We start from the raw sequence: 22,578 nt of genomic DNA, 5'->3' as shown, positions 1-22,578 counted from the left end.
GCCTTCTTCACTCGGCGTCGCGTACCCGGTAGTAGGTGCGGGTCCCGTCGCTCGTCTCGACCACCTTCGACTCGATGGCGCCTTCCGCCTCGAGTTCGCGGAGCGCGGCGTCGACGGTCCCCGAGCGTCTGAAGACGGTCTCGCTGAGGCGGCCGAGGAACCGCTGGAAGGTGGTGTGGTCGGGCGCGTCGAGCTGGTTCTTCGCGGGGTCCTCGCCCGCGATGGCGTCCCCGGCGATCTCCCGGGCGTACACCTTCGCCAGTTCGTCGGCGGTGTAGGCCTTCCCCCGGTTCAGTTCGAGGAACTCGTGGAGGCGGTCCTTGACGGCGCTGCCGCTGTCGTCGGCCGCCGCGGTGCGGCCCGTCTCCCACTCGTCGGGTCCGATGGGCATACACGACGCTACCACCCACGGGGGCTTGTTCTCTGTGGCGTCGGGGTCGTCCGCCCGGCCCGAACCGGGCCTTTCAATCCGCCCGGCGACCGACGCCGGGTATGACCGACGACGCCGCGGACGGAGACGGCCACGGACACCACGACCCCCACCGCGAGGAGTTCCACGAGGACCCGGTGGGTCACGCCGAGGTGCGCGCGGGGATGACCGTCGCCGAACTGGTCGAACAGTACGGCCGTGCGGGCATCGGCGCGGCGGACCTCCACGAGGCCGTCGACGTCTACGCCGAGATGCTCGACGACGACGTGACCGTCTTCTTCGGCCTCGCGGGCGCGATGGTCCCCGCCGGGATGCGCCGCATCGTGAGTGACCTCATCCGGGACGGCCACGTCGACGCGCTCGTCACGACGGGCGCGAACCTGACCCACGACAGCATCGAGGCCATCGGCGGGAAACACCACCACGGCCGCGACGAGCAGCCGGGCAAGTCGATGCGCGAACACGACGAACAGCTGCGCGACGAGGAGGTCGACCGCATCTACAACGTCTACCTCCCGCAGGAGCACTTCGCGCTGTTCGAGTCACACCTGCGCGAGGAGGTGTTCCCGGTCGTCGAGGAACGCGCGGGCGAGGGTGAGGGTGAGGGCGTCGACGGCACGGTCTCCATCGCGGAGTTCGTCGCCGAACTCGGGCGTGCGAACGCCGAGGTGAACGAGCGCGAGGGCGTCGAGGAGGACGCGGGCATCGCCGCCGCCGCGTACGAGTGTGACGTCCCGGTCCACGTCCCCGCCATCCAGGACTCCGTGCTGGGGCTGCAGGCGTGGCTCCGCTCGCAGGTCGCCCCGTTCTCGCTGGACGCGCTGGCGGACATGTCCGCGCTGAACGACCTCGCGTACGACGCCGAGCGCTCGGGCGCGATGGTGGTCGGTGGCGGCGTGCCGAAGAACTACGTCCTCCAGACGATGCTCGTGACGCCGGGTGCGTACGACTTCGCGGTCCAGTTGACGATGGACCCACCCCAGACCGGGGGGCTGTCTGGCGCGACGCTGGACGAGGCGCGCTCGTGGGGGAAACTCCGCAAGGAGGCCCGGAACGTCTCGGTGTACGGCGACGCCACCGTGACCCTGCCGCTGGTCGTCGCGGGCGCGCTCGACCGGCTGGAGTGACCGACGGCGGCGGGGCGCGTGCGAGGCACGACATCCTTTTCGGTTCTATCGGCTGATAATCGGGGCCGGAGGTCTATATGTGGGCGATACGGAGGGGAGATAGGAGATGAGCACGACCGAACGTGGTGCTGATGGGCAGAGTGAGGGGTTGTACGCAGAGTTCCCGCGGTACGATATCACCTGCGTCGTCGACGACGCCGACCGACCGAACGAGGTGACGTTCTTCCCCGAGGACGACCTCGAGCGGATGTACACGCAGTGGATCTCCATCGACGCGGCCCACGCGGTGCCGCTCGAGGAGACACTCTGAACCGGTCGGCGCAGCTCGTTCTCGCGGTCGCCACCCGTCGAGCGACGGCCACCGTCGTCGCGCCGGCCGCTCAGTCGCGGGGGACGAACCGTACGGCCACGTCCCCGTCCGGCTGGAGGTTGATGGCCGAGTCCACGTCCACCGCGGGTTCGTAGGCCGCCGAATCCGGGTGGGGACCCATCCCCGCGTCGTGGTCGGCGAACTCGACGCGATGTGTGGCCAGCGTCGTCGCCAGCACCACCAGCGCCTCGGTCGTCGCCAGTTCGCGTCCGAGACAGGCGTGTCGCCCGCCCGAGAACGGGTAGTACGCGAACGGGGTGTGCTCCTCGCCGTCCGCGAACCGGTCCGGGTCGAACCGCTCCGGGTCCGGCCAGAACGCCGGGTCGCGGTGGGTGACGTACGGGCTGACGAGGAGGTGTGACCCCGCGGGCAGTTCGACGCCACCCAGCTCCACCTCGCGCTTCGTCGTCCGCCCGAAGATGGGGAGCGCGGGGTAGAGCCGCAGCGTCTCCTGCCACACCTGCCGGGTGTACGGGAGCGCGTCGAGGAACGCGGCCCCCGCCTCGGTGTCCGAGCGCGGGTCGACGTCGGCGTCCCCGGCGGCCGCCTCCTCGCGGACCCGCTCCAGCGACGCCAGTAGGTCGGTCCCACGGGCCTCCGCGTGGATCCGCTCCTGGACGGCCGGCCGACTCGCGAGCAGGTAGAACGCCCACGTTAGCGCCGCGCTCGTGGTGGCGTGGCCCGCGATGAGCAGGCCGAGTATCTCCTGTCGGACGGTGTCCGGTGAGAGGACGTCGCCCGTCACCGGGTCGGGCCGGACGAGCCACGTCGCGAGGCCGTCGTCGAACGCGCGCGGCGTCGACTCGCGCCGCCCGGCGATTGCGTCGGCCGCGCCGACGAGGGCGTCGAGCGCGTCGTACACCTCACGCTCGGTGCGCGTGCCGAGACGGATGTGGGGGTCGCCGACCCGGTCGCCGAGGAACGCCGGCAAGTGCAACTCCTCGGGCAGGTGGCGGGTGAGACGGCCGGTGACGACGTTCACCTGCCGGCGCTTGAACGCCGCCCGGAGCGTGTCGACGGCGTCGATGACCTGCGCCTCGTGGGCCCGGACGTCCGCCCCGAACAGCGAGACGCCGAGCAGTCGGAGCGAGAGCCGTCGCATCGCCGGCAGGAGCGAGACCGCCCCGTCCGGCGTGTGCACGCGACTCCCCGCCGACCCCACGGACTCGGCGGCCGGGTTCGTGAACGCCGCGAGCGACGCGAGCGTCTCCTCGACCATCGCGGGGACGTGCCGGTACATCGCCCGCTCGGTGAACTCCGGGTGGAGCATCCGGGTCCGCTGGGTCCACGCGTCACTGCCGTCCTCGGCACTCAGGCTGACGATGCTGTTCTCCACCACCTTCCCGAAGTCGTGGGCGCCGGGCACGTCCAGCGGGCCGAAATCGTTCGGCGCGGTCTGGAGGATGCGCTGGACGTCGTCGGGGTGGGTGACGAGGTAGACGCCAGCGTCGAGCGCGGGGTGGAGCCCTGGGATGCGGACCACGTAGCCGTGTCTGTCACGGAGCTTCACGGCCACCGCCGTCGGGTCACTGCTCACCAGGTCGGGGACCAGTTCCAGCACCCCCCGGAGCGATGGTTCGCCGGGCGTGCCGTCCGGGTACGGGTATGCCATCCGTGACTGTTAGCAGTCGCCACGTAAATATTGCCGCTACATTCCGGGGAGTGCACGGGGGGCCCCGGACGACGCGCGGGACCCCTCGGCGGTCCGGACCACCGTCCTCGGCGGGTTCGGCTCACGGCCTCGCGGAGAAACTTCCTCGCCGGTGAGTGGCTTCAGTTTCTGTACGGCCACCGTACAATTATCGTGGCTCCCCCGACTCCTCTGGACGAGAATGTATCTGGCGGGACACATCGGCGTCGCCCTGCTCCTGTTCGCTCCCCTCGCGTACGTGCTGTGCCGGACCGGCCACCCCGGCCGTGCCCTCGGCGGGACGGTGACGATGCTCCTCCTCGCCGCACTCCCCGATATCGACCTGTACCTCCCGCTCGCACACCGGGGTCCGACCCACACCGTGTGGGCCGCGCTCTGTCTCGGTGCCGTGCTCTGGCTGGTGTGGCGGCTCTCCAGCCGACGCCCCGGGCACGACGCTGCCCGGTTCGCCTCACTGCTGGGCGTCCTGAGCGTCCTCGGTCACCTGCTCGGCGACGTCCTCACGCCCATGGGGATCCGCCCGTTCGCGCCGCTGGTCGCCACCGAGTACACGCTGGCGCTCGTGGCCGCCCGACACCCGGGCGCGAACCTCGTACTCCTCGCCGCGGGGGTGCTCGCGGTGCTCCCCTCGCTCCGCCGGGCGTGGGCGCTGTCGGTGCGCCCCGACCCCGACGCTGCCGGCGGCTAGGGTGCCGCTTTCCCGCCGTTTTAGTCGCGCTCGCCCCTACAGACGGCTGATGACAGACCGAGACGCGGCGCGGTCTCGTACGGTCAGTCGACGCGGTCTCCTCGCCGCCGGTGGGGCGGCGACGACGGCGGCACTGAGTGGCTGTTCGAGCGTGTTCGGCTCCGCGGGCGGGGAGACGCTCCGGGTCTCCGTCTGGAGCGGGACGAACGAGACGGTGTTCCGCGAACGGATCAAGCCCCTGTACGAGGACCGGACGGGCAACACACTCGAGGTCACCGGCAACTGGCAGGGCATCCTCTCGAAGATCCGCCAGTCACCGGCCGACGACCCGCCGTTCGACGTGACCGTCGGCGTCGGCCGGACCAACTACCGCGGCCAGCAGGACGACCTCTGGGTCCCGGTCGCGTACGACGACCTCTCCAACGCGGGCGGTATCAAGTCCAACCTCCGCCAGTACCAGATGGCCGAGGTCGGCGTCCCGGTCGCCTACGGCGCGCACGCCTACGTCTACAACGAGGATACCGTCTCGTGGACGCCCGAGTCGTGGGCAGACCTCCAGTCCTCCGAGGCGGAGGCCGTCGCGCTGCCGAGTGACTTCTGGCTCAAACTGTTCATGATGGCCGCGTTACTGCAGGACGAGGAACCGCTGGCCGGCGAGGTCTACGACCGGCAGTACATGGACGCGCTGTTCGACGTGGTAGAGCGCCTCCCGGTCTCCACCTTCTACCAGGGTACCCAGCAGCTCTGGACCGCGCTCTCCGAGGGGCTGGCGGACGTGGGGCACTACTTCTTCGCCTACGGACTGCGGAAGGCCCGCGATACCGACGAGTACCCCATCGGCGTCACGGTGCCGGAGCCGACCACGGGCTACGTCGACTACTACCAGCTCGTCCGCGGCACCTCACGGGAGGCGATGGCGACGGAGTTCGTCGACTTCCTGCTCGACCCGGCGGTCCAGACGACCTACGCGGAAGCGTTCAATCTCGGCTTCTCGCACGAGGAGACCAGCTACCCCGACGTGACCGCCGAGAACCTGCCGACGACGAACGAGGAACTGCAGGACGTGGCGTTCCAGAACTTCGCCGGTGTGGCCGAGTTCTCCAGCGAGATGAACGAACGATTCCGGGCGTTCGTCCAGGACAACTGACTCGATGGCGATGCTCGAACTCGACGGGCTCACCGTCTCCTACGGTGACCTGACGGCCGTCGACGGCGTCTCGCTGCGGGTCGCGGAGGGGGAACTCTGCTGCCTGCTCGGCCCCAGCGGTTCCGGGAAGTCGACGGTCCTCCGCGCGATATCGGGGTTCGAGACCCCCACGGGGGGTCGCGTGCTACTCGACGGTGTCGACGTCACCGACCTGCCACCGAACGAGCGCGACACCTCGATGGTGTTCCAGGACTGGGCGCTGTTCCCGCAGCAGAGCGTGCAGGAGAACGTCGAGTTCGGGCTCCGGGTGGCCGGTGTCGACGCCGCGGAGCGCGAGGCTCGCGCGCGGGAGACGCTCGAACTGGTCGAGATGGACGGCTACGAGGACTCGCGACCGGGGCAGTTGAGCGGTGGGCAGAAACAGCGCGTCGCGCTGGCCCGCTCGCTCGTGGTCGACCCGGACCTCCTCCTGCTGGACGAACCGCTGTCGAGTCTCGACCGTCGCCTCCGCGAGACGATGCAACTCGAACTCAAACGCATCCACGACCGCGTCGGGACGACGATGCTCTACGTGACGCACGACCAGGACGAGGCGTTCACGCTCGGCGACCGACTCGGCGTGATGGACGGCGGCGAACTGGTCCAGGTCGACACACCCGAGACGGTCTACGACGACCCGACCGACCGCTTCGTCGAGTCCTTCCTCGGGACGACCAACTTCGTCGAGTGTACCGTCACCGACGGGCGGGCGCCCACGCTGTCGACCCCGTTCGGTGTCGCGTTCGACGCCCCGGTCGACGGATCGGGACTCGAGCCCGACGACGCGGTGACGGTCTCGTTGCGCCCCGAACGCCTCGCGTTCGCCCCCGCCGCCGAGGCCGAACGCGAGATGACGCCCCAGACTGCCGGCGACGGCGGTGAGTCGGCCGTCTCGGTCGTCGCCACCGTCGAGGAGACCGTTTACCGCGGTGCCGACCTGCGGGTCAGGCTGTCGGCGGGCGACGCGGACCTGTTCGTCGAGCCGTCGGTCGCCTCGGCGCCGAACGTCGAGCCCGGCGACCGACTGGCGGTCCGGTTCACGCCGAGCGACGCGCTCTACTTCGACGCGTCGGGGGCCCGATGTCGCTGAGCGACGCCCGCCCGACGCGCCCGTTCGCCTCGCTCTCGCCGCGGTGGCGGACCGTCGCCCTGCTCGTCCCGCTGCTCGTCCTCGACGGCCTGGTGTTCCTCGTCCCGATGGGCTACCTGGTACGGTTGAGTCTGGCCGACCGGACGACCGGCGGGGCGTTCGTCGAGGGGTCGTGGTCGACCGCGGGCTACGAGTACGTCGTCGAGACGTCGCTCGTCCACGAGATATTCGCGTTCACGCTCGGCTTCGCCGTCCTCGTCACGCTCCTCGCGGTGGCGGTGGCCGTCGTCTACGCCTACGCCGCGTGGCGGGCCACGGGATGGGCACGGACCACGCTCCTCGCCGGCGCGGTCCTCTCGCTGTTCACCACCATCGTCGTCAAACTGTTCGCGGTCGTCCTCGTCTTCTCGCCGCGGGGGGTGCTGAACGACCTCCTCACGGGTCTCGGCCTCCTCGCCGAACCGCTCCTGCTGGTCGACAACCTCGCGGGGGCCGTCCTCGCACAACTGTACATCGTCGTCCCCTACGCCATCCTGTCGGTGTACGCGGTGCTGTCGACGCTCGACGACCGCCTCGTCGAGGCGGCGCGCGACCTCGGTGCGGCCGGCCCACACGTCTTCCGCGAGGTGGTACTCCCGCACGCCCGGCCCGGGGTGGCGGTGGCGGGCATCGTGAGCTTCACGTGGTCCGTCGGTGCCTACCCCGCACCCCTGCTCGTCGGCTCGGGGAGCGAACAGACGAACGCCATCCTCGTCTCGCAGCTCCTGCTGACGGAGTTCGACTGGCCCGCCGCCGCCGCCCTCGCTGTGGTCACCGTCGCCGTCGTGCTGGCGACGCTGCTCGTCGGGCTCTGGCGACTCGGCGACGGAGGTGAGTTGCTTGGCTGAGGCGAGCGCGGTCCGCAGCTGGGCGTTCCGCGTCGTCGTCGCGACCCTGTTCGCCATGCTCGTCCTCCCGCTGGGGATCGTCGTCGCGACGGCGTTCGACACCTCCAGCGCCGTCGTCTTCCCCCCGACCGACCTCTCGGTCCGGTGGTTCGACGAACTGCTCGCCTCGCCGACGTGGCTCCGGTCGCTGTTCAACAGCCTCCTCGTCGCGGCCGGTACCAGCACCCTCTCGATGGTCGTCGGGACGACCGCGGCGCTGGGTCTGCGTGGGTACGACGGCCGGCTCCACTCGGGGCTGGTCGGCCTCGCGCTCCTCCCACTGCTCGTCCCCGGCGTGGTCATCGGCGTCACCCTACTCACGTTCTTCAGCGCGTTCGGCCTCCAGCAGAGCTACCTCGCGCTCGTGCTGGCTCACTCGCTCTGGGCGACCCCGCTCACCTTCTCCGTGATGCAGTCGACGTTCGCCCGCTTCGACTGGCGACTCCACGAGGCTGCGCTCGACCTGGGTGCCTCGCGGGTCTACGCCTTCCGGACGGTCGTCGTCCCCGAGGTTCGGGCGGGGCTGGTCGTCGCCGCGCTCGTCGCCTTCATCGTCAGCCTGCAGGAGTTCGTCATGGCGCTGTTCCTCTCGGGCCCGGACACCCGAACCGTCCCCGTCCAGGCGTGGAACTCCCTGCGACAGAGCCTCGACCCGCTGGTGAGCGTCGTCTCGACTATCCTCCTCGCCGTGGTGGTCCTGCTCGTCCTGCTGGCTGGCGCGCTCGCCGGACTGGACCGACTGGCGACCGACACCTGAGTCGCCCCCGGCGAGCGGGAGGTCCCTCAACCGACCGCCCACCCCCGACCGGGTGGGTGAGCCGGCACCGGGTCCCGAGGCGACCGGGCCACGTCGCGCAGGCTTCTTCATCCGGCGTGGCGAACTCCCGGTGGCCGATGACGAGCGACCGGGCCGAGCCGGTGTAGGCAGCCGGTGGTGACGAGCCCTATGAGTGCCGAGGCCACTCCTCACCGGAGTAACCCGCCCCTACTCGCCGGCTCGGTGCTCCGGGCTCCGGTCGGGCGCCCGGCGAGCGAGGGTGCAGTAGCCCGATACTTCCGACGCCGTCTCTCCTCCGAGCCCACATAGGAGCGCCATTACAATCGGGTCTCCCGGGCAAGCCAGCCACGACGAGCAGTCCACGTACCGGCCCGCCACTCCCGTACTCGACGCCGCGAGGAGCAGATTCATGACCGACGACCCCACCCCCACCGAGTCCGACCGACCACCCGAGGTGACGACCCACCGCGGTGCTGCTGGACAGCCGCCTCGCGACGCCGGCAGGGCGTGCGACGCGACGTCGAGTGATCGGCGTCCACGACGAGTCGCGGCGCGGAGCAGACCCACGGGGCGGCGGCTGCTGGTCGTCGCGGTGGTCGCGGTGGTCGTCCTCGCGGGGGGCGTCGGCGTGGTCGACGCGGTGACGGCCTCCGATTCGACCACCGTGCCGTCGGCCGGGGAGGCGTGGGGCGGTGCGCCGACCGACCCCATGCTCCGGGGTCCCGGCGACGGTACCGTCCTGCAGGTCAGCGAGTTCGTGCTCCGCGCGTCCCTGTTGGGCGACGCCGTGCTCCGTGCCGGGTTCTTCGAGGTGGTCGCCACCGGCAACGCGACGGTCGACACGCGCTCCGGGGTGACCGACGCTGGTGGCACGTTCGACGTCAATCTCACCGACACCGACGGCGAGTTCTCCATCCGTGGCCGGGTCGTCGGCACCGTGGACGCCTCGCGTGCGCTCCTCAGTTTCGAGCGGTACCTCACCGACGAGGGGCTGTCGGCGACGCCCCCGGCCGCCGCTGGCCTCGACGCGACGGGCAGCGCGGACCGCGACACGGCGTCGCGCGGACCGGTCGCAGCCGCCGGGTTCGGCGGGTCGGTCGACACCGTGACGCGTGGAGACCAGACGGCCCTGCCGCTCCAGTTGAACCCGTGGCGACGGCTGGGGCTCTCGTTCCTGGACGTCTACTGGATCCTCGCGACGCTCCTCCTCGGGCTGGTGCTCGTCGGCCTCTTCCCCCGGGTCTCGCGACAGGTGGCCGCCGTCGGCGTGAACGAACCGTTGCGGACCGGCGGGGCGGGTCTCGTCGTCGTGCTCCTCGCTCCGCTCTTGCTCCTGCTGTTCGGGTTGAGCCTCTTCGGTATCCCCGTGGCCATCGCGGGCACCGGGGTCTACCTCGTCCTCGGCTGGGTCGGCGCCGTCTACGGTCGGTTCACGGTCGGGATGTGGCTCCTCGGCGTGATCCCACGGCTCCTCGCCTACGTGGACGCGGGTGGCGACGTGGAGTTCTGGCCGGCCGAGAACCGCTGGGCCGGACTGCTGGTCGGCTCGCTCCTCGTCGGACTGCTGGCGCTCCTCCCGACGGTGGGCCCCGTGCTCGACGGCCTCGTCCTCCTGCTCGGACTCGGCGCCGTCACTCGCCTCGCCTACGGGTGGTACCGCCGCACGGAGCGTGGCGGGCGGCCCGTGAGCGACCGCGTCCCCGGCGCCGAAAACCCGTGAGGTGGGGTCGGGCGGTGGCGACGGCGGCGGGGGGCTGACGCTCGCGACCCCACCCTCGGCCGCTCACTGCTCAGCGTCCCGGCCGTGCAACTCCCACATCGTCGTCTCGAGGGTCCGGACCGCCTCGGCGTTCGCTCCCGAGACGAGGTCGGTCCACGACTGGACGCCGGGGAACACCAGCGGCGTCGTGTGGGTCGGCAGGGCGTCCCAGTCCACGGCCGCGGGCGTCGGGGCGCGCGCCACCTCCCGAGCGACCAGCGGCGCCGGGCCGGCGGTCGGCGGCTCCGGTTCCACGCCGATACCGAGACGGTGCGTGTATCCCACCCAGTGCCAGCGCTTACCGGCACCGTGGTGGACCGCCGGCGCCCACAGGTAGGTCTCGCCAGGCTCCAGTTGCGTGGTGTCGAGCGGGTGGTCGGTCGACAACGCCCGTGACATCTCGACGACCCACTCGTCGCCGGTCCACGTGCCCGAGGCGGTCCAGTCGGCGGCGCTCCCGGTCGGCTCGCGGAGCGGTCGTCGTGGGATCGCAGCGCCCTCCCACTCGGCGACGCTCGGGTCGAACGGCACCGTCACGTCCGGCGTGAGCGCGTAGGTCCCGGCCCCCTGCTCGGGGAACTCGCCGGCCCGCAGCGCGGCGTGGTCGAGCGCACCTCCCTCGACCACCTCCGGGTCGAACATCAGTTCGGGACCGGTCTCGGGGTCCCACGACTGGCTCGTGTAGGTCTTACGCCCCGCGTCGGCGTGCCGGTAGTCGAGGACGTGGGCGTCCGTCCCGTACCCAACCGGGTCAGAGCGGTGCGCACGCCACATCGGCAGGTCGAGGAACTCCCCGCGCTCCTTCATCGCCCGGAGTTCCTCGGGGGGCCGCACCGCGCGCCAGTCGCCCGCCCACCACTCGCCGGCACACGCCTGCGGGAGGAACTTCCGGAGGTCTGACTTCCCCAGTCGCTCGCCGTAGTGGGGGTGGGCTTCGACGGCCTCGGCGGACACCTCGCTCGGGAGCGAGCGCAGCCCCTCGTGGGTGGTGAGCCAGCCCGCGAACGCCTCGAACCCACGGACAGAACCGTCGTCGAGGAAGAAACTGAGGCGGTCCTCGTAGAACCCGGTGTGTTCGGGGTCGCCGCTCACCCACGGCGAGGGGTCGGCGAACTGCCGCCACGCCCCCTCGTGGTAGACGAGCACGTCGTGTATCCAGCCGCCGGGGTCCGGCTGGTCCCAGCGGAACCGGAAGTGGACGCGCTCACCGTCGTGGGCCACCTGCGTGCGGAGCTCCTTCGTCGTCTCGGCCGGCCGCCAGTCGTCGGTCACGGGCACTCGACCGAACCTTCGCCGGGGGCGACTTCACTCTACGGCCGGCCGGCGTCGGGGGCCCACGTGGACCGGACGGACTGTGTGGTGTGTGTGCAGGCAACATTGAATAGCGGGAGTCACGAACGTGTCGACCGACCATGGGTCTCCAGGCCGACCTCAAGGACGCGATCGAACAGGACCGAGCGGACGTGGTGCGGGTGCTGGCCGAGTACGGCGTGGTCCCCGTCGCCGTCGAGAGCACTGGGGGGACCGACCTCCTCGGGAAGACGCGGGCGCCGGACTTCAACTTCGAGCGACGGCACGAGGAGGAGAGCGAACGGGTCGCCGACCGACAGACCCGGGTACGGATGGTGGACGCGCTCGGCCTACGGAGCGAGGAAGACGGCGAGCGGGTCTGCGAGGAGATCGAGGGACACGAGGCCTGGCAGTCGCGGGTCTGAGCGGTCGGGCGCGAGTACGGGAACGAGGCGGGCGCAGGTCGGCGTCGGTCGACCGCTCAGGCCGCCGCCTGCAGGCAGGCCTCGTGGACCGTCCGGTCGTGCTCGTCGGGGCCGCGGCGCTGGCCGGGGACGATGGGCTCGCCACAGGCCGCACAGCGGAGCTTCGCCTCGGCCACCGTCGCCGTCTCGGCCGCCGGCTCGCTCTCGGTCGCCGGCTCCGTGCTCGCGTCCGCGCTCGCGGGCGCCCGAACGTCGTCGACCTCGACCGTCGCCGCCTCGCGCTCGGAGTCGGACAGGGCGGTGTAGCCGAGCGCGACCGCCCCGAGCGCCCCGAGGACACCTCCGACTCGGTTGCCGCGCCGGTACGCTCGGACAGCCGCGAGTCCGACGATGCCGGCCAGTACGATCTGGACGATGCGGTTCCGCTCCTCCGGTGTGTCGGTCAGGGCCATACCGACCCTACGGTCGCGAGGCGTATGTAGTTCACCCGCGGCGTCGGTCGAGGCCGGGCCGCCAGACGTCACCGGCGACCCGTGTCCACGACGTCTCTGGACTACTTTAGTGGGTGCGCCGAGAGGGGCGGGTATGGTCACGTCACCCCCGTTCGGTCGAGGCCCGGAGGCACGCCGATGGTGAACGTCGCCCTCTCGGCGGGCCAGCTCGTCCTCGCCCTGTTCCTCGTGGTACTGAACGGCTTCTTCGTCGCTGCGGAGTTCGCCTTCGTCCGCATCCGCTCGACGTCGGTCGAACAGCTCGCGGCCGAGGGCCGTGCCGGCTCTGGCGTGCTCCAGGACGTGATGGGGAACCTCGACGACTACCTCGCGGTCACGCAGCTCGGCATCACCATCGCCTCGCTCGGGCTGGGCTGGGTCGGGGAGCCGGCCGTCGCGTCGCTCGTCGAGCCCGTCCTCGGGCCAGTGCTCCCGTCGAACCTCCTCCACCTGGTAGCGTTCGCCATCGGCTTCGGCACGATCACGTTCCTCCACGTGGTCTTCGGCGAACTCGCCCCGAAGACCATCGCCATCGCGGAGGCCGAGAAGCTCTCGCTGGTCGTCGCGCCGCCGATGAAGCTCTTCTACTACCTGTTCTACCCCGGCCTCGTCGTCTTCAACGGGACGGCCAACGCGTTCACCCGGCTGCTGGGCATCCCGCCGGCCTCCGAGACGGACGAGACGCTCGAGGAGCGCGAGATACGCCGCGTGCTGGCACGCTCGGGTGAGGCGGGCCACGTCGACCTGGCCGAGGTGGAGATGATCGAGCGCGTGTTCGACCTCGACGACACCATCGTCCGGGAGGTGATGGTCCCGCGACCGGACGTGGTGAGCGTCCCCGTCGACACGTCGCTGGCGGCGCTCCGGACGACCGTCCTCGAGGCCGAGCACACGCGCTATCCCGTGGTCGAGCCCGGCGACGGCGAGGAGGTGGTCGGCTTCGTCGACGTGAAGGACGTGCTCCGTGCGACCGAGGCCGACGCCGAGGAACCACCGACGGCAGGCGAACTCGCCCGGGAGATACTCGTCGTCCCGGAGACGACGGCCATCAGCGACCTCCTGTTGCAGTTCCGGGACGAGCAACAGCAGATGGCCGGGGTGATCGACGAGTGGGGTGCGTTCGAGGGCATCGCGACCGTCGAGGACGTCGTCGAGGCGGTCGTCGGGGACCTCCGTGACGAGTTCGACGCCGACGAGCGCGAGCCGTCGATCCGGGACCACGAGCTCGGCGGCCACGACGTGGACGGCGCGGTCCCGCTCTCGGTGGTCAACGAGGCGCTCGGGACCGCGTTCGAGAGCGACGAGGTCGAGACCATCGGCGGGATGGTGCTGGAGCGACTCGACCGCGTCCCGGAGCCCGGCGACCACGTCGAAGCGGCCGGCCACGTCGTGGAGGTGACGGCCGTCGACGGCACCCGGATCTCGACGGTCCGGGTGTACGAGCCCGACGACGCCCCGTCGGCCTGAGTCGTCCGGCGGGTCCGCTGGCGCCGTGGACTAGATTCCAGCCCACGGAAAGGTTATCTCCTCGTGGTCGAGAGGGGAGCTAACACACCGGATAGACGTACACGTCCGTTCGGGAATAATCGAGATGAATACGAGAGACACGGCAACCGGACGGCAACGAACGAACAGGCGTCGATTCCTCGCGGGCGTGGGCCTCCTCGGCCTCACCGGCGCGAGCGGCTGTCTCACCAGCGTCTTGGGTGCGACGACGGACCTCAGGGCGTCACCGGCGGCGTCCTACACCGGCGACGGGACGGTGTCGGAGCGGGCGCGTGACGACACCGACGCCGGGACGAGCGGGTGGATCCACCGCTCCTCGCCGCCCACCGTCACGCACGTCCCCGTCACCGTCGCGGGCGAGGTGGCGGGTGTCGGCGGGACCGTCGAACTCGAGGGGTGGGTGACGACCAGCACCCTGCAGGTGCAGGACTACAACTCCACGCGCTCGAACAAACCGCGGTCGCGGGCGTCCGACACAGACGCCGACGGTGACGGGCTGGGTGACGGGAGCGAGGAGGACGCGGCCCCCGCGCAGAACCACAACTCCTCGCGGTCGAACCGCACGCAACCGCTCTGGGCTCCCGACGAGGTGGACGGTGACGACCTCGACGCGCTGTACGAGTACCTCGAAGGCGACCCGCTCGTCGGTGAGCGGTTCGTCCTCGCCCTGCCCGACGCCCGCGTCCCGGGCGGTGGCGGGGCGCTCGTCGGCGACATCACGCCGCGGCGGGTCGTGGCCTACCTGACCGGCGACACCGCGACCGAGGCGACCGACTCGGCTGGACGGCGCTTCGCGTGGCGTCGGGGGCCGGGGCTCTCGGCCACGCTCACGGACGAATCGGGGGCCGACCGCTACGACCCGGCGGCACAGATGCGCGCCCTCGGGTACGGTGAGAACGGGAACGCCAACAACGCGACGATAATCGGCGTGCCGGAACTCTTCACCGGCGTCAGCGGCGGGTCGGGTGGCGACGGTGGGTCGACTCGCCCGGGGTGGTACACCCTCTCCGACCGCGACGGCTTCGCCCGCGGTTCCCTGGACGGGTGGGGTGAGGCGACCGTGGTCGACGGGGTCGGGGTGACCCCACCGGTCGTCGGGCCGGTGTTGGCGACGCCGCCGGGGGCTCCGTGCCCGATGCCCGCGACCCTCTACCTCGGCCGGGTCCGCCACGAGGGAGAGTACCTCTACGCCGGCGGCTGGACCATCGACGAGGGCGCGCTCTGGCGTGACTCGTGTACGGTGCTGGTCTCGGAGGCGCCCAACGAGGTGGTCGCCGTCCCCCCGAGCGACCGGTCGGTGACCCACGAGCGCATCGGTCGGGGGCTGTCGCGCGAGCGGAGTCGGCACGGCTCGCTGGTGTTCGACGGGGTGCTCGACGAGTCGGCGCTGGCGTTCCTCCCGCCGGGCCTCCGTCGCGGTGAGGGGCTGGACCGACTCGTCGAACTGGCGGTGGCGGACGTCTCCGGTCGGAAACCGGCGGGCGAACCCGTCGTGGTCGCCCGGGACGGCCCACCCGCAGACGACGAGGTGGCCGTCCGCTGTCTGGTCGTCCCGATGGACTGTCCGCTGGTCCACCTGGTCGACGCCGACTCGCTCTCGACGGCGGCGAAACGGGAGACGAACCTCGTGCCGGCGGTGAACACCATCTCGAGTCGGTAGCCGAACCCCTCAGTCGGCCACGGGCCGCACCGCGGCCGGCGTCTCCGTCTCGTTCGCCTCGCTCACCACGTAGCGCTGGCCGACCATCGGGTCGAGCAGCGAGTCCACGGGCGCCCGGTCGTCGCGCAACACCGGCACGTCCTCGGTCCGCGGCGGCTCACGGTAGTAGCGCACCTCGCGTTCGAGGTCGATACCGACGTCGCGGGCGGCGTTCCGGTCGAGCAACTGCTGCTCGGTGAGGCGGGTCCGGTCTTTCGTCGCAACCACCTCCACGTTCTGGACGACGTTCGCGTCCACCGTCGGGAACGTGTAGACCGTCGGGAACACCCGGTGCATCGTCTTGTACTCGGCGCGGTAGAAGTCCGAGGCGGCGCCGTCCGGCGAGGAGATGAGGTTGGCGAAGAGGATGCCGTCCTCGTCGAGCCGGTCGCTCGCGAGCTGCATGAACTCCACCGTCGTCATCTCGAACGGGACCTTGTCCTTCCGGTAGGCGTCCAGTACGACGAGGTCGTACTCCGTGTCGGTCTCCCGGAGGAACTCGCGGCCGTCTGCTCGGTAGATGTTGAGACGTTCTGACTCCTCGACGGCGAAGTACTCCTCGGCCACCCGGATCACCTCGGGGTCGATCTCGACCACGTCGACGGTGACGTTCGGGTACTCGTGGACGAACCGCTTCGGACCGGAGAACCCACCGCCGCCGACGAACAGCACCCGCTCGATGTCGTCCGGGTCGTCGGCGACGAGGAAGGGGAGGTGGAAGTAGCGCGTGTAGTCGAAGACGTGTCGGTACGGGTCGTCGAGGTCCATCGCGGAGTGTCGCTGGCCGTCGAGGTAGAGCGTGCGCGTGTCACCGAGGTCGCTCACCCGCAACTGCTGGTAGGGGGTCTGGGTCTCGTAGACGGTGCGCCCCTCGACGGTGACGCCGAGGGCGGGGCCGGCGACGGCGACGAGGAGGAGGAGGGCCACGACGCCGACGGCGGCCACCTGTCGCCGGCCGAACTCCTCGTAGCCGACCCAGAGCGCCGTCGCCACCGAGAGCAGGCCGAAGACGAGTGCGATACCGTCGATACCGAGTTCGGGCACGAGGAAGAACGTGGTGCCGAACGCGCCGACGATGGAGCCGACGGTCCCGAGCGCGTAGACGTGCCCGGACGCCTCGCCCAGCCCCGTCTTCGTCGAGAGTTCGGCGGCGTAGGGGCTGATGTACCCGAGCAGGTACGTCGGCGGCCCGAACAGGAGCGTGATGGCGGGGAGCGAGGCGAACCGACTCGGCAGCGGGACCCCCGACATCGAGCGGAGGAGCAGGTCGCCGGCGAACAGGAGGAGCGCGACGTAGACGGCCGTCAGCAGGAACACACGGGCCATCCGGGCGTCGGTCGCGAGCGTCGCCTTCTTGCCGCCGCGCCAGTAGCCGTACGAGAGCGCCGCGAGGAACACGCCGATGATGCTCCCCCACGTGTAGATGCTGGAGCCGAACTGCGGGGCGATCATCCGTCCGGCGAGTATCTCCAGCCCCATGCTCGTCACGCCGGAGACGAACACCGCCACCTCGGGCCGGGAGAGCGGGAGGGTGTCCGGGTCGGGGAGGGGACTGCGCATACCCGCCTCGTCGGGCCACGGGCGTATGAACTGTGGGACTGCGGCGGGTCTCGGGGGTGCTCGCGGTGACGGTCTCCCACCGCGTGAGACGCGTTAGCGCCCCCGTACGGCAACTTTTGCACCCTCGGCAGGCCGAAGTGGGAAGGCTTTATCCGGTCCGTCACCAGCCACTTCACAAGATGTCTGACACCGGGCCGACAGCCCACTCGCTGGACACCAGCCTCCCCGACCCGGTGGAGGCCGAGAACGTGCGATACGACCCGCCGGCCGAGGAGCTCCGTGAACTCTCGGCGCACCTCGAGACGACCACGGAGTTCGGGTCGCCGTCGTACGTCAGCGAACAGCAGTCCCGACAGGCAGACCGCACCCGCAACGACGTCGACTGGTCGTTCGGACGCGAGGACTACGCGCACGTCGACACGGCGCTCGACGCCGTGCGCGACCCGGACCGCGAGTTCGTCTGTGTCGACCGACAGATGGGCCGCCACGCGGACCACACCTACCGCTGTCGGTACTACGTCCCGGCCGAGCAGGCCCGCATCGCGCTCTCGCTCACGCGACTGTTCGAGCCCTGCGACGGGCCGGGCGAACCGGACTTCGTCACCGTCCAGCTCCCCGACCACGACGAGATCGCCATCCGCACGCTCGTCGAGCCCGGCATCACGGCCGTCCTCGGCAGCGACTACACCGGCGAGGCGAAGAAGTCGTTCCTCCGACTGTTCATGCAGCGGACGAAGGCCGCCGGCGGCCTCGGTCTGCACGCCGGCAGCAAGCGCGTGACGCTGGCCGACGACGGCGACACCCGTGACGTGGGCCAGCTGTTCCTCGGTCTCTCGGCGACGGGCAAGTCCACGCTCACCGCCCACGGGCTGTGGCTGGAGGGCGAGGAGAGCGCGACGATGCTGCAGGACGACGTGTGTGCGCTCCTGCCCGACGGCACCGTCGCCGGCAGCGAGGGCAACGGCCTCTACGTCAAGACCATCGGCCTCGACCGCGAGGAACAGCCCTCGATGTACGACGCCGTCACGCACGAGACGGCGGTGCTGGAGAACGTGGACGTGGCCGCCGACGGCGCCGTCGACTTCGACTCCGACCGGCACACCACGAACGGGCGCGCGGTCATCCTCCGCGAGTGTCTCGACTCGGCCGGCGAGGACATCGACCTCGACCGGGTCGACCAGGTGTTCTTCATCACGCGGAACCCGGCGATGCCGCCGGTCACGAAACTCTCCTCGGCCGAGGCGGCGGCGGCGTTCATGCTCGGCGAGTCCATCCAGACCTCGGCGGGCGACCCGTCCGCGGCCGGCGAGTCCATCCGGGTCGTCGGCACCAACCCCTTCATCGTCGGGAGCGAGGGCGAGGAGGGCAACCGCTTCCGCGACCTCATCGAGTCGCTGGACGTGGACTGTTTCCTGCTCAACACCGGCACCGTCGGCGCCCGCGACATCGGCGTCGAGGAGTCGGTCACCATCCTGCGCGAACTCGCCCGCGGTACCGTCTCGTGGGAGGCGGACGCGGCGACGGGGCTGACCGTCCCCAGCGAGGTGCCGGGCATCGACATCGGGGCGTTCGGCGTCGCCGACAACGTCGAGGACTACGAGGAGCGACTGGCCGACCTGCACGCCGAGCGGACGGCCTACCTCGAGGCGTTCGATGACCTCGCGGACGACGTGGTCGACGCCGTCTACTGAGCGGCCCCTCGGCGCGTCGCCCCGCTCAGCGGTTCGGCGGCACCGGGCGCGAGAGCTTCGTCTTGAGCGTCCGGAACTTCGACTCCGAGTCGCCCAGTCGCACGCGGAGTCGCTCTATCTCTGCCTCCCGTGACTGCAGCGGCGTCAGGTCCTGGACGAACACCGACATCCCGTCGTCGCTCGGATAGGCGGTCACGGCCACCGAGCGGTCGCCCTCGTCGAGTTCGAACTCCTGCGAGCGACTCAGGCCGCTGGTCCGGGCCTCCTCGACGAGTCGCTCGAACCCCCCGTCGAGGAGTGACGGGAGGTCGGCCCCCTCGAGGTCGTCGAACGACCCGAAGAGCCGCTCGGCGCCCTCGTTGAGGTAGGTGACGCGACCGTCCTCGTCGAGCGAGAGGACGGCGTCGGAGATCCGGTCGAGCAGTTCCCGGACACGCCGGTCGGTCTCCCGTGCCCGGCGCTCGGCCCGTCGGACCCGGACGAGGTTGTCCACCCGCGCCCCCACCATCTCGAACGCCCTCGTCCCCGGTTCCTTCAGGATGTAGTCCGTGACGCCGGCGGTGATCGCCTCACTGGCGACCACCTCGTCCCCCCGGCCCGTGAAGAAGACGACGGGGAGGTCCGGGTCGGTCCGGCGGATGGCCTCCAGGAAGTCCAGACCGTCCATCTCCGGCATCGCGTAGTCGGTGACGACGCAGTCGACGTCGCCGTGCTCCATGTGCTCGAACGCCGCCTCCGGCGACGCCAGGGTCGTCAGGTCGAGGTGCGGGTGCGACTCGCCGAGCGTGCGGGTCGCGATGTCACGGATACCCGCCTCGTCGTCGACGAACAACACGGTCGTGGGGTGGATGGTGGGGTCCATGGCTATCGTGACACTCCCGAACGCGTGACTGTTCACTTGGCGTGCGCTCATCGCCGAGGGCGCGCACCGGTGGTGCGCTCGAGGCAACCCACGCCGCTGGGCAGCGGTTCTTGTCGACGCCGCCACTAGGGCTGGTGTGGACCTCGACCGATACGCGAGCGACGCACCCGACGACGACGCGCCCCCCGACGCGCGGGTCTGTGTCGTCGCCACCCAGCCGGCGACGTTCGAGCGCTGTCGCGCGGGGTTCTACCCCGCACCCCGCTCGTACGACCGGACCCGCACGCGGTTCGAGTACCTAGCGTTCTACCGGACTGCGCCCGTCTCCGCCGTCACGCACTACGCCCGCGTGACCGACCGGACCGAGCAGCGACGGGGGGAGGCCGGTCCGATGGACGAAGCCGACTGGGAGGCCCTGATAGACCCGTTCAGCGACGAGCGGACGGTCCTCGTGTTCGAACTCGGCGACCTCGTGCCGCTGGACGCGCCGGTGGAGAACGACCGCAACGGGGTGCGTGGGGCGTGGTACTGTACCGTCGGCGACCTGCGTGCGGCGGGGACGGTGTCGGAACTGGCCGAGCGCTCGACCGGGGGCTGAGCGGTCGGCGCTCGGGTCAGTCGTAGACCCGGTGACTCGCCGATCCCACCTCGATGCGGACGAGGGTGTTGCCCTCCCAGGCCTCGTCGCCGGCGCCGTACTTCCGGTTGATGCGGCGGTTGGCCTCGCGGAACTGCGCCTCGTCCTCGACGACGGTGGCCCGGCCGCGCAGGGTGACCGTCCACGCCGGGTCCCCGGCCGTGCTCTGCTCCACCGAGAGCGAGACGTAGGGGTTCTCGCGGAGGTTCGCCAGTTTCCGGCCCGTGGTCACCACCTCGACGACGCCGTCGTCGTAGGTGTACCAGAGCGGGGCGACGTGTGGCCGCCCGTCGCGACAGGTGGCGAGGTGGGCCAGCAGCGGTTCGCTGGTGAGGAGTCGCTCGATCTCGTCGGAGACGCCCATACCGGGTGGAGGGCCGCCGTGGGCTTGAGCACGGCGGCGACGCGCCCGCGAAACCGGCGAGGGCGTCGCCGTCCGAAAACCGAAAGCCTGCGGACCCGTAACACGTGACATGAGTCAGGGCCAGCGGCTCCCCAACCCGCCCGAGGCGGGCATCGTCAACGCGCTGCGGTTCACGCGGACCCCTCTCCGGTTCCTCGAAGGCATCCAGTCCCGGTACCCCGACGCCGCCGAGGTGTCGGTACCGGGTGGCCCCTCCATCGTCGTCGTCACGAACCCGGACCTCTGTCACGAGGCGATGGACCGCATCGACGACTTCTCGCGCGTGCCGGCCAGCGGCGCCGCGGCGCTCATCGCGGAGAACGGCCTCGTCCAGACCGAGGGCGACCTCTGGCAGCGACAGCGCGAGACCATCGCCCCCGGGTTCGGGAGCGACCCTCTGCGGACGTACGTCGACCGCGTCGGCGAGCAGACCGCCCGACTCCGCGGGGAGTGGGCCGACGCCGTCGAGTCGGGCGACACGGACCGTGACCTCCACCGGGACATGACCACCGTCACCGTCCGGGCCGCCACCGAGGCGCTGTTCGGGACGGACATCGGCGCCGAGGGGGCCGCCCGGATGCACCGCCTCATGCGACAGGCTGGCGCGGAGTTCGAGATATCGGCGACCGCCATCACGCCCGAGTGGCTCCCGCTTCCGCTCTCGGACCGGGCGCAGACGGTGGGCGAGGGGCTGAAGACGATGGGCGAGGAGATACTGGAGACCAAGCGCGCCGACCACGACCCGGAGAACCCCAGCGACATGCTCGACTTCCTCATGCTCGCGGAGCAACACGCCGACTGGCCCGAGAACCACCTGCGTGATCAGGTGGTCACCTTCCTCATCGCCGGCCACGAGACGACGGCGCTCAGCACCACCTACACGCAGGCGCTCATGTCGTGGCACCCCGAGGTGCGCGAGAAGGTGCGCGCCGAGGCCCGCGAGGTCATCGGCGACGACGACCCGGGCCACGAGCACGCGCAGAAACTCACCTACACCGGACAGGTGTTCACCGAGGCGCTCCGCCTCTACCCGCCCGCGTGGGCGGTCATCCGGCGCGCCGATGGCGACCAGACACTCGGTGGGTACGCCGTGGACGACGGCTCCATCGTGTTCCTGCCGCAGTGGTCCGTCCACCGCGACGAGCGGTTCTTCGAGAACCCGGCGCAGTTCGACCCGTCGCGCTGGGACGACCGCGGTCCGGGCGACAAGGGGCCGTACTTCGCGTTCGCCAGTGGCCCGCACGCCTGCATCGGGCGCGGGTTCGCCATCAACGGCGCGCGGGTGGCGCTGGCGACGCTGACGAAGGATTTCGACGTAGACGTCCCCCGCGACGCGCTCAGCGACCTGCTGGTGACGCCGACGCTCCGACCGGGCGACGGGGTCGACGCGACCATCTCGCGGGCGGAGTAGGCGACGGCCGCGGGCAGACGCGCCGGAACCGACCGACTCTTGTCCGGGAGCGACCCACACTCGCGTATGTACGACCGGATACTCGTCCCGACGGACGGGGAGTCGATGGACCGCGTCTACGACCACGCACTCGACATCGCGTCCCAGCGCGGGGCGACGGTCCACCTCCTCTACGTCGTGGACGACCGGGCCTTCCTCACGCTCGACGAGCGGATGCGCGACGACGTCCTCGCGGAACTGGAGAGCGAGGGGGCGTCGGCCACCACGTCGGCCACCGACCGGTTCGCGGCGGCGGACGTCGAGACGGTGACGGCCACCGCGCGCGGTGACCCGGCAGACGAGATACTCGCGTACGCCGAGGCGAACGACGTCGACCTCGTGGTGATGGGGACGCGCCGCCGGAACTACCGGGAGTCGATGGTCGGCAGCGTCTCGCAGAAGGTCATCGCTCGCTCCGACGCGCCGGTCCTCACCGTCGGCCTCGCAGACGAGGAGTAGACGGGCGAGTCCCCGTCGCCGTCGCTGGAGTCCCACCCGGGCGGCCGACGCCGCCGACCCGACCCGACCCGACCGGCGACGGCCGACGAGTGGGGCTCTC

22 protein-coding genes are annotated in these 22,578 nt (G+C 70.9%); 15 read left to right on the top strand and 7 right to left on the bottom strand.

Annotated features, from left to right (window positions below; all coding sequences use genetic code 11):
- Positions 1 to 7: 7 nt before the first annotated feature.
- The gene (locus N0B31_RS09900) at positions 8 to 391 is read right to left on the bottom strand and encodes a hypothetical protein (RefSeq protein ID WP_260643702.1); all 384 of its coding nucleotides are present in this window, start codon (positions 389 to 391) and stop codon (positions 8 to 10) included.
- 101 nt (positions 392 to 492) lie between these two features.
- Between N0B31_RS09900 and N0B31_RS09895 the strand changes: the two genes are divergently transcribed.
- Together N0B31_RS09895 and N0B31_RS09890 are read left to right on the top strand one after the other, a co-directional pair.
- Positions 493 to 1,557, top strand: a complete 1,065-nt coding sequence (locus N0B31_RS09895) for a deoxyhypusine synthase (protein ID WP_260643701.1) — start codon at positions 493 to 495, stop codon at positions 1,555 to 1,557.
- A 106-nt stretch (positions 1,558 to 1,663) separates the two neighbouring features.
- The gene (locus N0B31_RS09890) at positions 1,664 to 1,867 is read left to right on the top strand and encodes a DUF7511 domain-containing protein (RefSeq protein WP_260643700.1); all 204 of its coding nucleotides are present in this window, start codon (positions 1,664 to 1,666) and stop codon (positions 1,865 to 1,867) included.
- A gap of 70 nt (positions 1,868 to 1,937) precedes the next feature.
- On the opposite strand, the gene N0B31_RS09885 is transcribed toward N0B31_RS09890, so the two are convergent.
- Complete coding sequence (locus tag N0B31_RS09885) at positions 1,938 to 3,539, bottom strand: cytochrome P450 (protein WP_260643699.1); 1,602 nt, start codon at positions 3,537 to 3,539, stop codon at positions 1,938 to 1,940.
- Between the two features lie 220 nt (positions 3,540 to 3,759).
- Between N0B31_RS09885 and N0B31_RS09880 the strand changes: the two genes are divergently transcribed.
- The 6 genes from N0B31_RS09880 to N0B31_RS09855 all read left to right on the top strand — a co-directional run bounded on the left by N0B31_RS09880 (position 3,760) and on the right by N0B31_RS09855 (position 9,966).
- Entirely contained in the window at positions 3,760 to 4,266 is a 507-nt protein-coding gene (locus N0B31_RS09880; protein ID WP_260643698.1) for a metal-dependent hydrolase, read from the top strand.
- Between the two features lie 49 nt (positions 4,267 to 4,315).
- Entirely contained in the window at positions 4,316 to 5,413 is a 1,098-nt protein-coding gene (locus N0B31_RS09875) for an extracellular solute-binding protein (protein WP_260643697.1), read from the top strand.
- A 4-nt stretch (positions 5,414 to 5,417) separates the two neighbouring features.
- Entirely contained in the window at positions 5,418 to 6,542 is a 1,125-nt protein-coding gene (locus N0B31_RS09870; RefSeq protein WP_260643696.1) for an ABC transporter ATP-binding protein, read from the top strand.
- Positions 6,533 to 7,429, top strand: a complete 897-nt coding sequence (locus N0B31_RS09865) for an ABC transporter permease (protein WP_260643695.1) — start codon at positions 6,533 to 6,535, stop codon at positions 7,427 to 7,429. The genes N0B31_RS09870 and N0B31_RS09865 overlap by 10 nt, the downstream gene beginning before the upstream one ends.
- Positions 7,413 to 8,225, top strand: coding sequence for an ABC transporter permease (locus tag N0B31_RS09860; protein WP_380627492.1), 813 nt, complete (start codon positions 7,413 to 7,415; stop codon positions 8,223 to 8,225). Before N0B31_RS09865 ends, N0B31_RS09860 begins: the two co-directional genes overlap by 17 nt.
- A gap of 430 nt (positions 8,226 to 8,655) precedes the next feature.
- On the top strand, positions 8,656 to 9,966 hold the full coding sequence (locus N0B31_RS09855; RefSeq protein ID WP_260643693.1) for a DUF8173 domain-containing protein: 1,311 nt from the start codon (positions 8,656 to 8,658) through the stop codon (positions 9,964 to 9,966).
- A gap of 63 nt (positions 9,967 to 10,029) precedes the next feature.
- Here N0B31_RS09855 and N0B31_RS09850 read toward each other — a convergent pair whose 3' ends face one another.
- Positions 10,030 to 11,277 (bottom strand): ethylbenzene dehydrogenase-related protein, encoded by a 1,248-nt coding sequence (locus N0B31_RS09850; protein ID WP_260643692.1) that lies wholly within the window; start codon positions 11,275 to 11,277, stop codon positions 10,030 to 10,032.
- 140 nt (positions 11,278 to 11,417) lie between these two features.
- Between N0B31_RS09850 and N0B31_RS09845 the strand changes: the two genes are divergently transcribed.
- Complete coding sequence (locus N0B31_RS09845; RefSeq protein WP_260643691.1) at positions 11,418 to 11,720, top strand: hypothetical protein; 303 nt, start codon at positions 11,418 to 11,420, stop codon at positions 11,718 to 11,720.
- 56 nt (positions 11,721 to 11,776) lie between these two features.
- Here the strand turns inward: N0B31_RS09845 and N0B31_RS09840 are convergent, their stop codons facing one another.
- Positions 11,777 to 12,172, bottom strand: a complete 396-nt coding sequence (locus tag N0B31_RS09840) for a hypothetical protein (protein WP_260643690.1) — start codon at positions 12,170 to 12,172, stop codon at positions 11,777 to 11,779.
- A 177-nt stretch (positions 12,173 to 12,349) separates the two neighbouring features.
- Between N0B31_RS09840 and N0B31_RS09835 the strand changes: the two genes are divergently transcribed.
- Positions 12,350 to 13,678, top strand: a complete 1,329-nt coding sequence (locus N0B31_RS09835) for a hemolysin family protein (RefSeq protein ID WP_260643689.1) — start codon at positions 12,350 to 12,352, stop codon at positions 13,676 to 13,678.
- A gap of 124 nt (positions 13,679 to 13,802) precedes the next feature.
- Positions 13,803 to 15,377 carry a hypothetical protein gene (locus tag N0B31_RS09830; RefSeq protein WP_260643688.1) on the top strand — a complete coding sequence of 525 codons (1,575 nt, stop codon included), beginning with the start codon at positions 13,803 to 13,805 and terminating at the stop codon, positions 15,375 to 15,377.
- 9 nt (positions 15,378 to 15,386) lie between these two features.
- On the opposite strand, the gene N0B31_RS09825 is transcribed toward N0B31_RS09830, so the two are convergent.
- Complete coding sequence (locus N0B31_RS09825; RefSeq protein ID WP_260643687.1) at positions 15,387 to 16,976, bottom strand: spermidine synthase; 1,590 nt, start codon at positions 16,974 to 16,976, stop codon at positions 15,387 to 15,389.
- A gap of 179 nt (positions 16,977 to 17,155) precedes the next feature.
- Between N0B31_RS09825 and N0B31_RS09820 the strand changes: the two genes are divergently transcribed.
- Complete coding sequence (locus N0B31_RS09820) at positions 17,156 to 18,667, top strand: phosphoenolpyruvate carboxykinase (ATP) (RefSeq protein WP_260643686.1); 1,512 nt, start codon at positions 17,156 to 17,158, stop codon at positions 18,665 to 18,667.
- A gap of 25 nt (positions 18,668 to 18,692) precedes the next feature.
- Here the strand turns inward: N0B31_RS09820 and N0B31_RS09815 are convergent, their stop codons facing one another.
- The gene (locus N0B31_RS09815; protein WP_260643685.1) at positions 18,693 to 19,529 is read right to left on the bottom strand and encodes a response regulator; all 837 of its coding nucleotides are present in this window, start codon (positions 19,527 to 19,529) and stop codon (positions 18,693 to 18,695) included.
- 136 nt (positions 19,530 to 19,665) lie between these two features.
- On the opposite strand from N0B31_RS09815, the gene N0B31_RS09810 reads away from it, so the two are divergent.
- A complete protein-coding gene (locus N0B31_RS09810; protein WP_260643684.1) occupies positions 19,666 to 20,127 on the top strand; it encodes a DUF8743 domain-containing protein in 462 nt (153 codons plus the stop codon).
- 16 nt (positions 20,128 to 20,143) lie between these two features.
- On the opposite strand, the gene N0B31_RS09805 is transcribed toward N0B31_RS09810, so the two are convergent.
- Positions 20,144 to 20,530, bottom strand: a complete 387-nt coding sequence (locus tag N0B31_RS09805) for a pyridoxamine 5'-phosphate oxidase family protein (RefSeq protein ID WP_260643683.1) — start codon at positions 20,528 to 20,530, stop codon at positions 20,144 to 20,146.
- A 109-nt stretch (positions 20,531 to 20,639) separates the two neighbouring features.
- On the opposite strand from N0B31_RS09805, the gene N0B31_RS09800 reads away from it, so the two are divergent.
- Positions 20,640 to 21,980 (top strand): cytochrome P450, encoded by a 1,341-nt coding sequence (locus N0B31_RS09800; protein WP_260643682.1) that lies wholly within the window; start codon positions 20,640 to 20,642, stop codon positions 21,978 to 21,980.
- A 66-nt stretch (positions 21,981 to 22,046) separates the two neighbouring features.
- The gene (locus N0B31_RS09795) at positions 22,047 to 22,478 is read left to right on the top strand and encodes a universal stress protein (protein WP_260643681.1); all 432 of its coding nucleotides are present in this window, start codon (positions 22,047 to 22,049) and stop codon (positions 22,476 to 22,478) included.
- The last annotated feature ends 100 nt before the right edge of the window (positions 22,479 to 22,578 follow it).

The organism is Salinirubellus salinus, from assembly GCF_025231485.1.
Lineage (GTDB): Archaea > Halobacteriota > Halobacteria > Halobacteriales > Haloarculaceae > Salinirubellus > Salinirubellus salinus.
The sequence above is the reverse complement of the archived record's forward strand: the minus strand, read 5'-3'. Positions and strand labels throughout refer to the sequence as shown.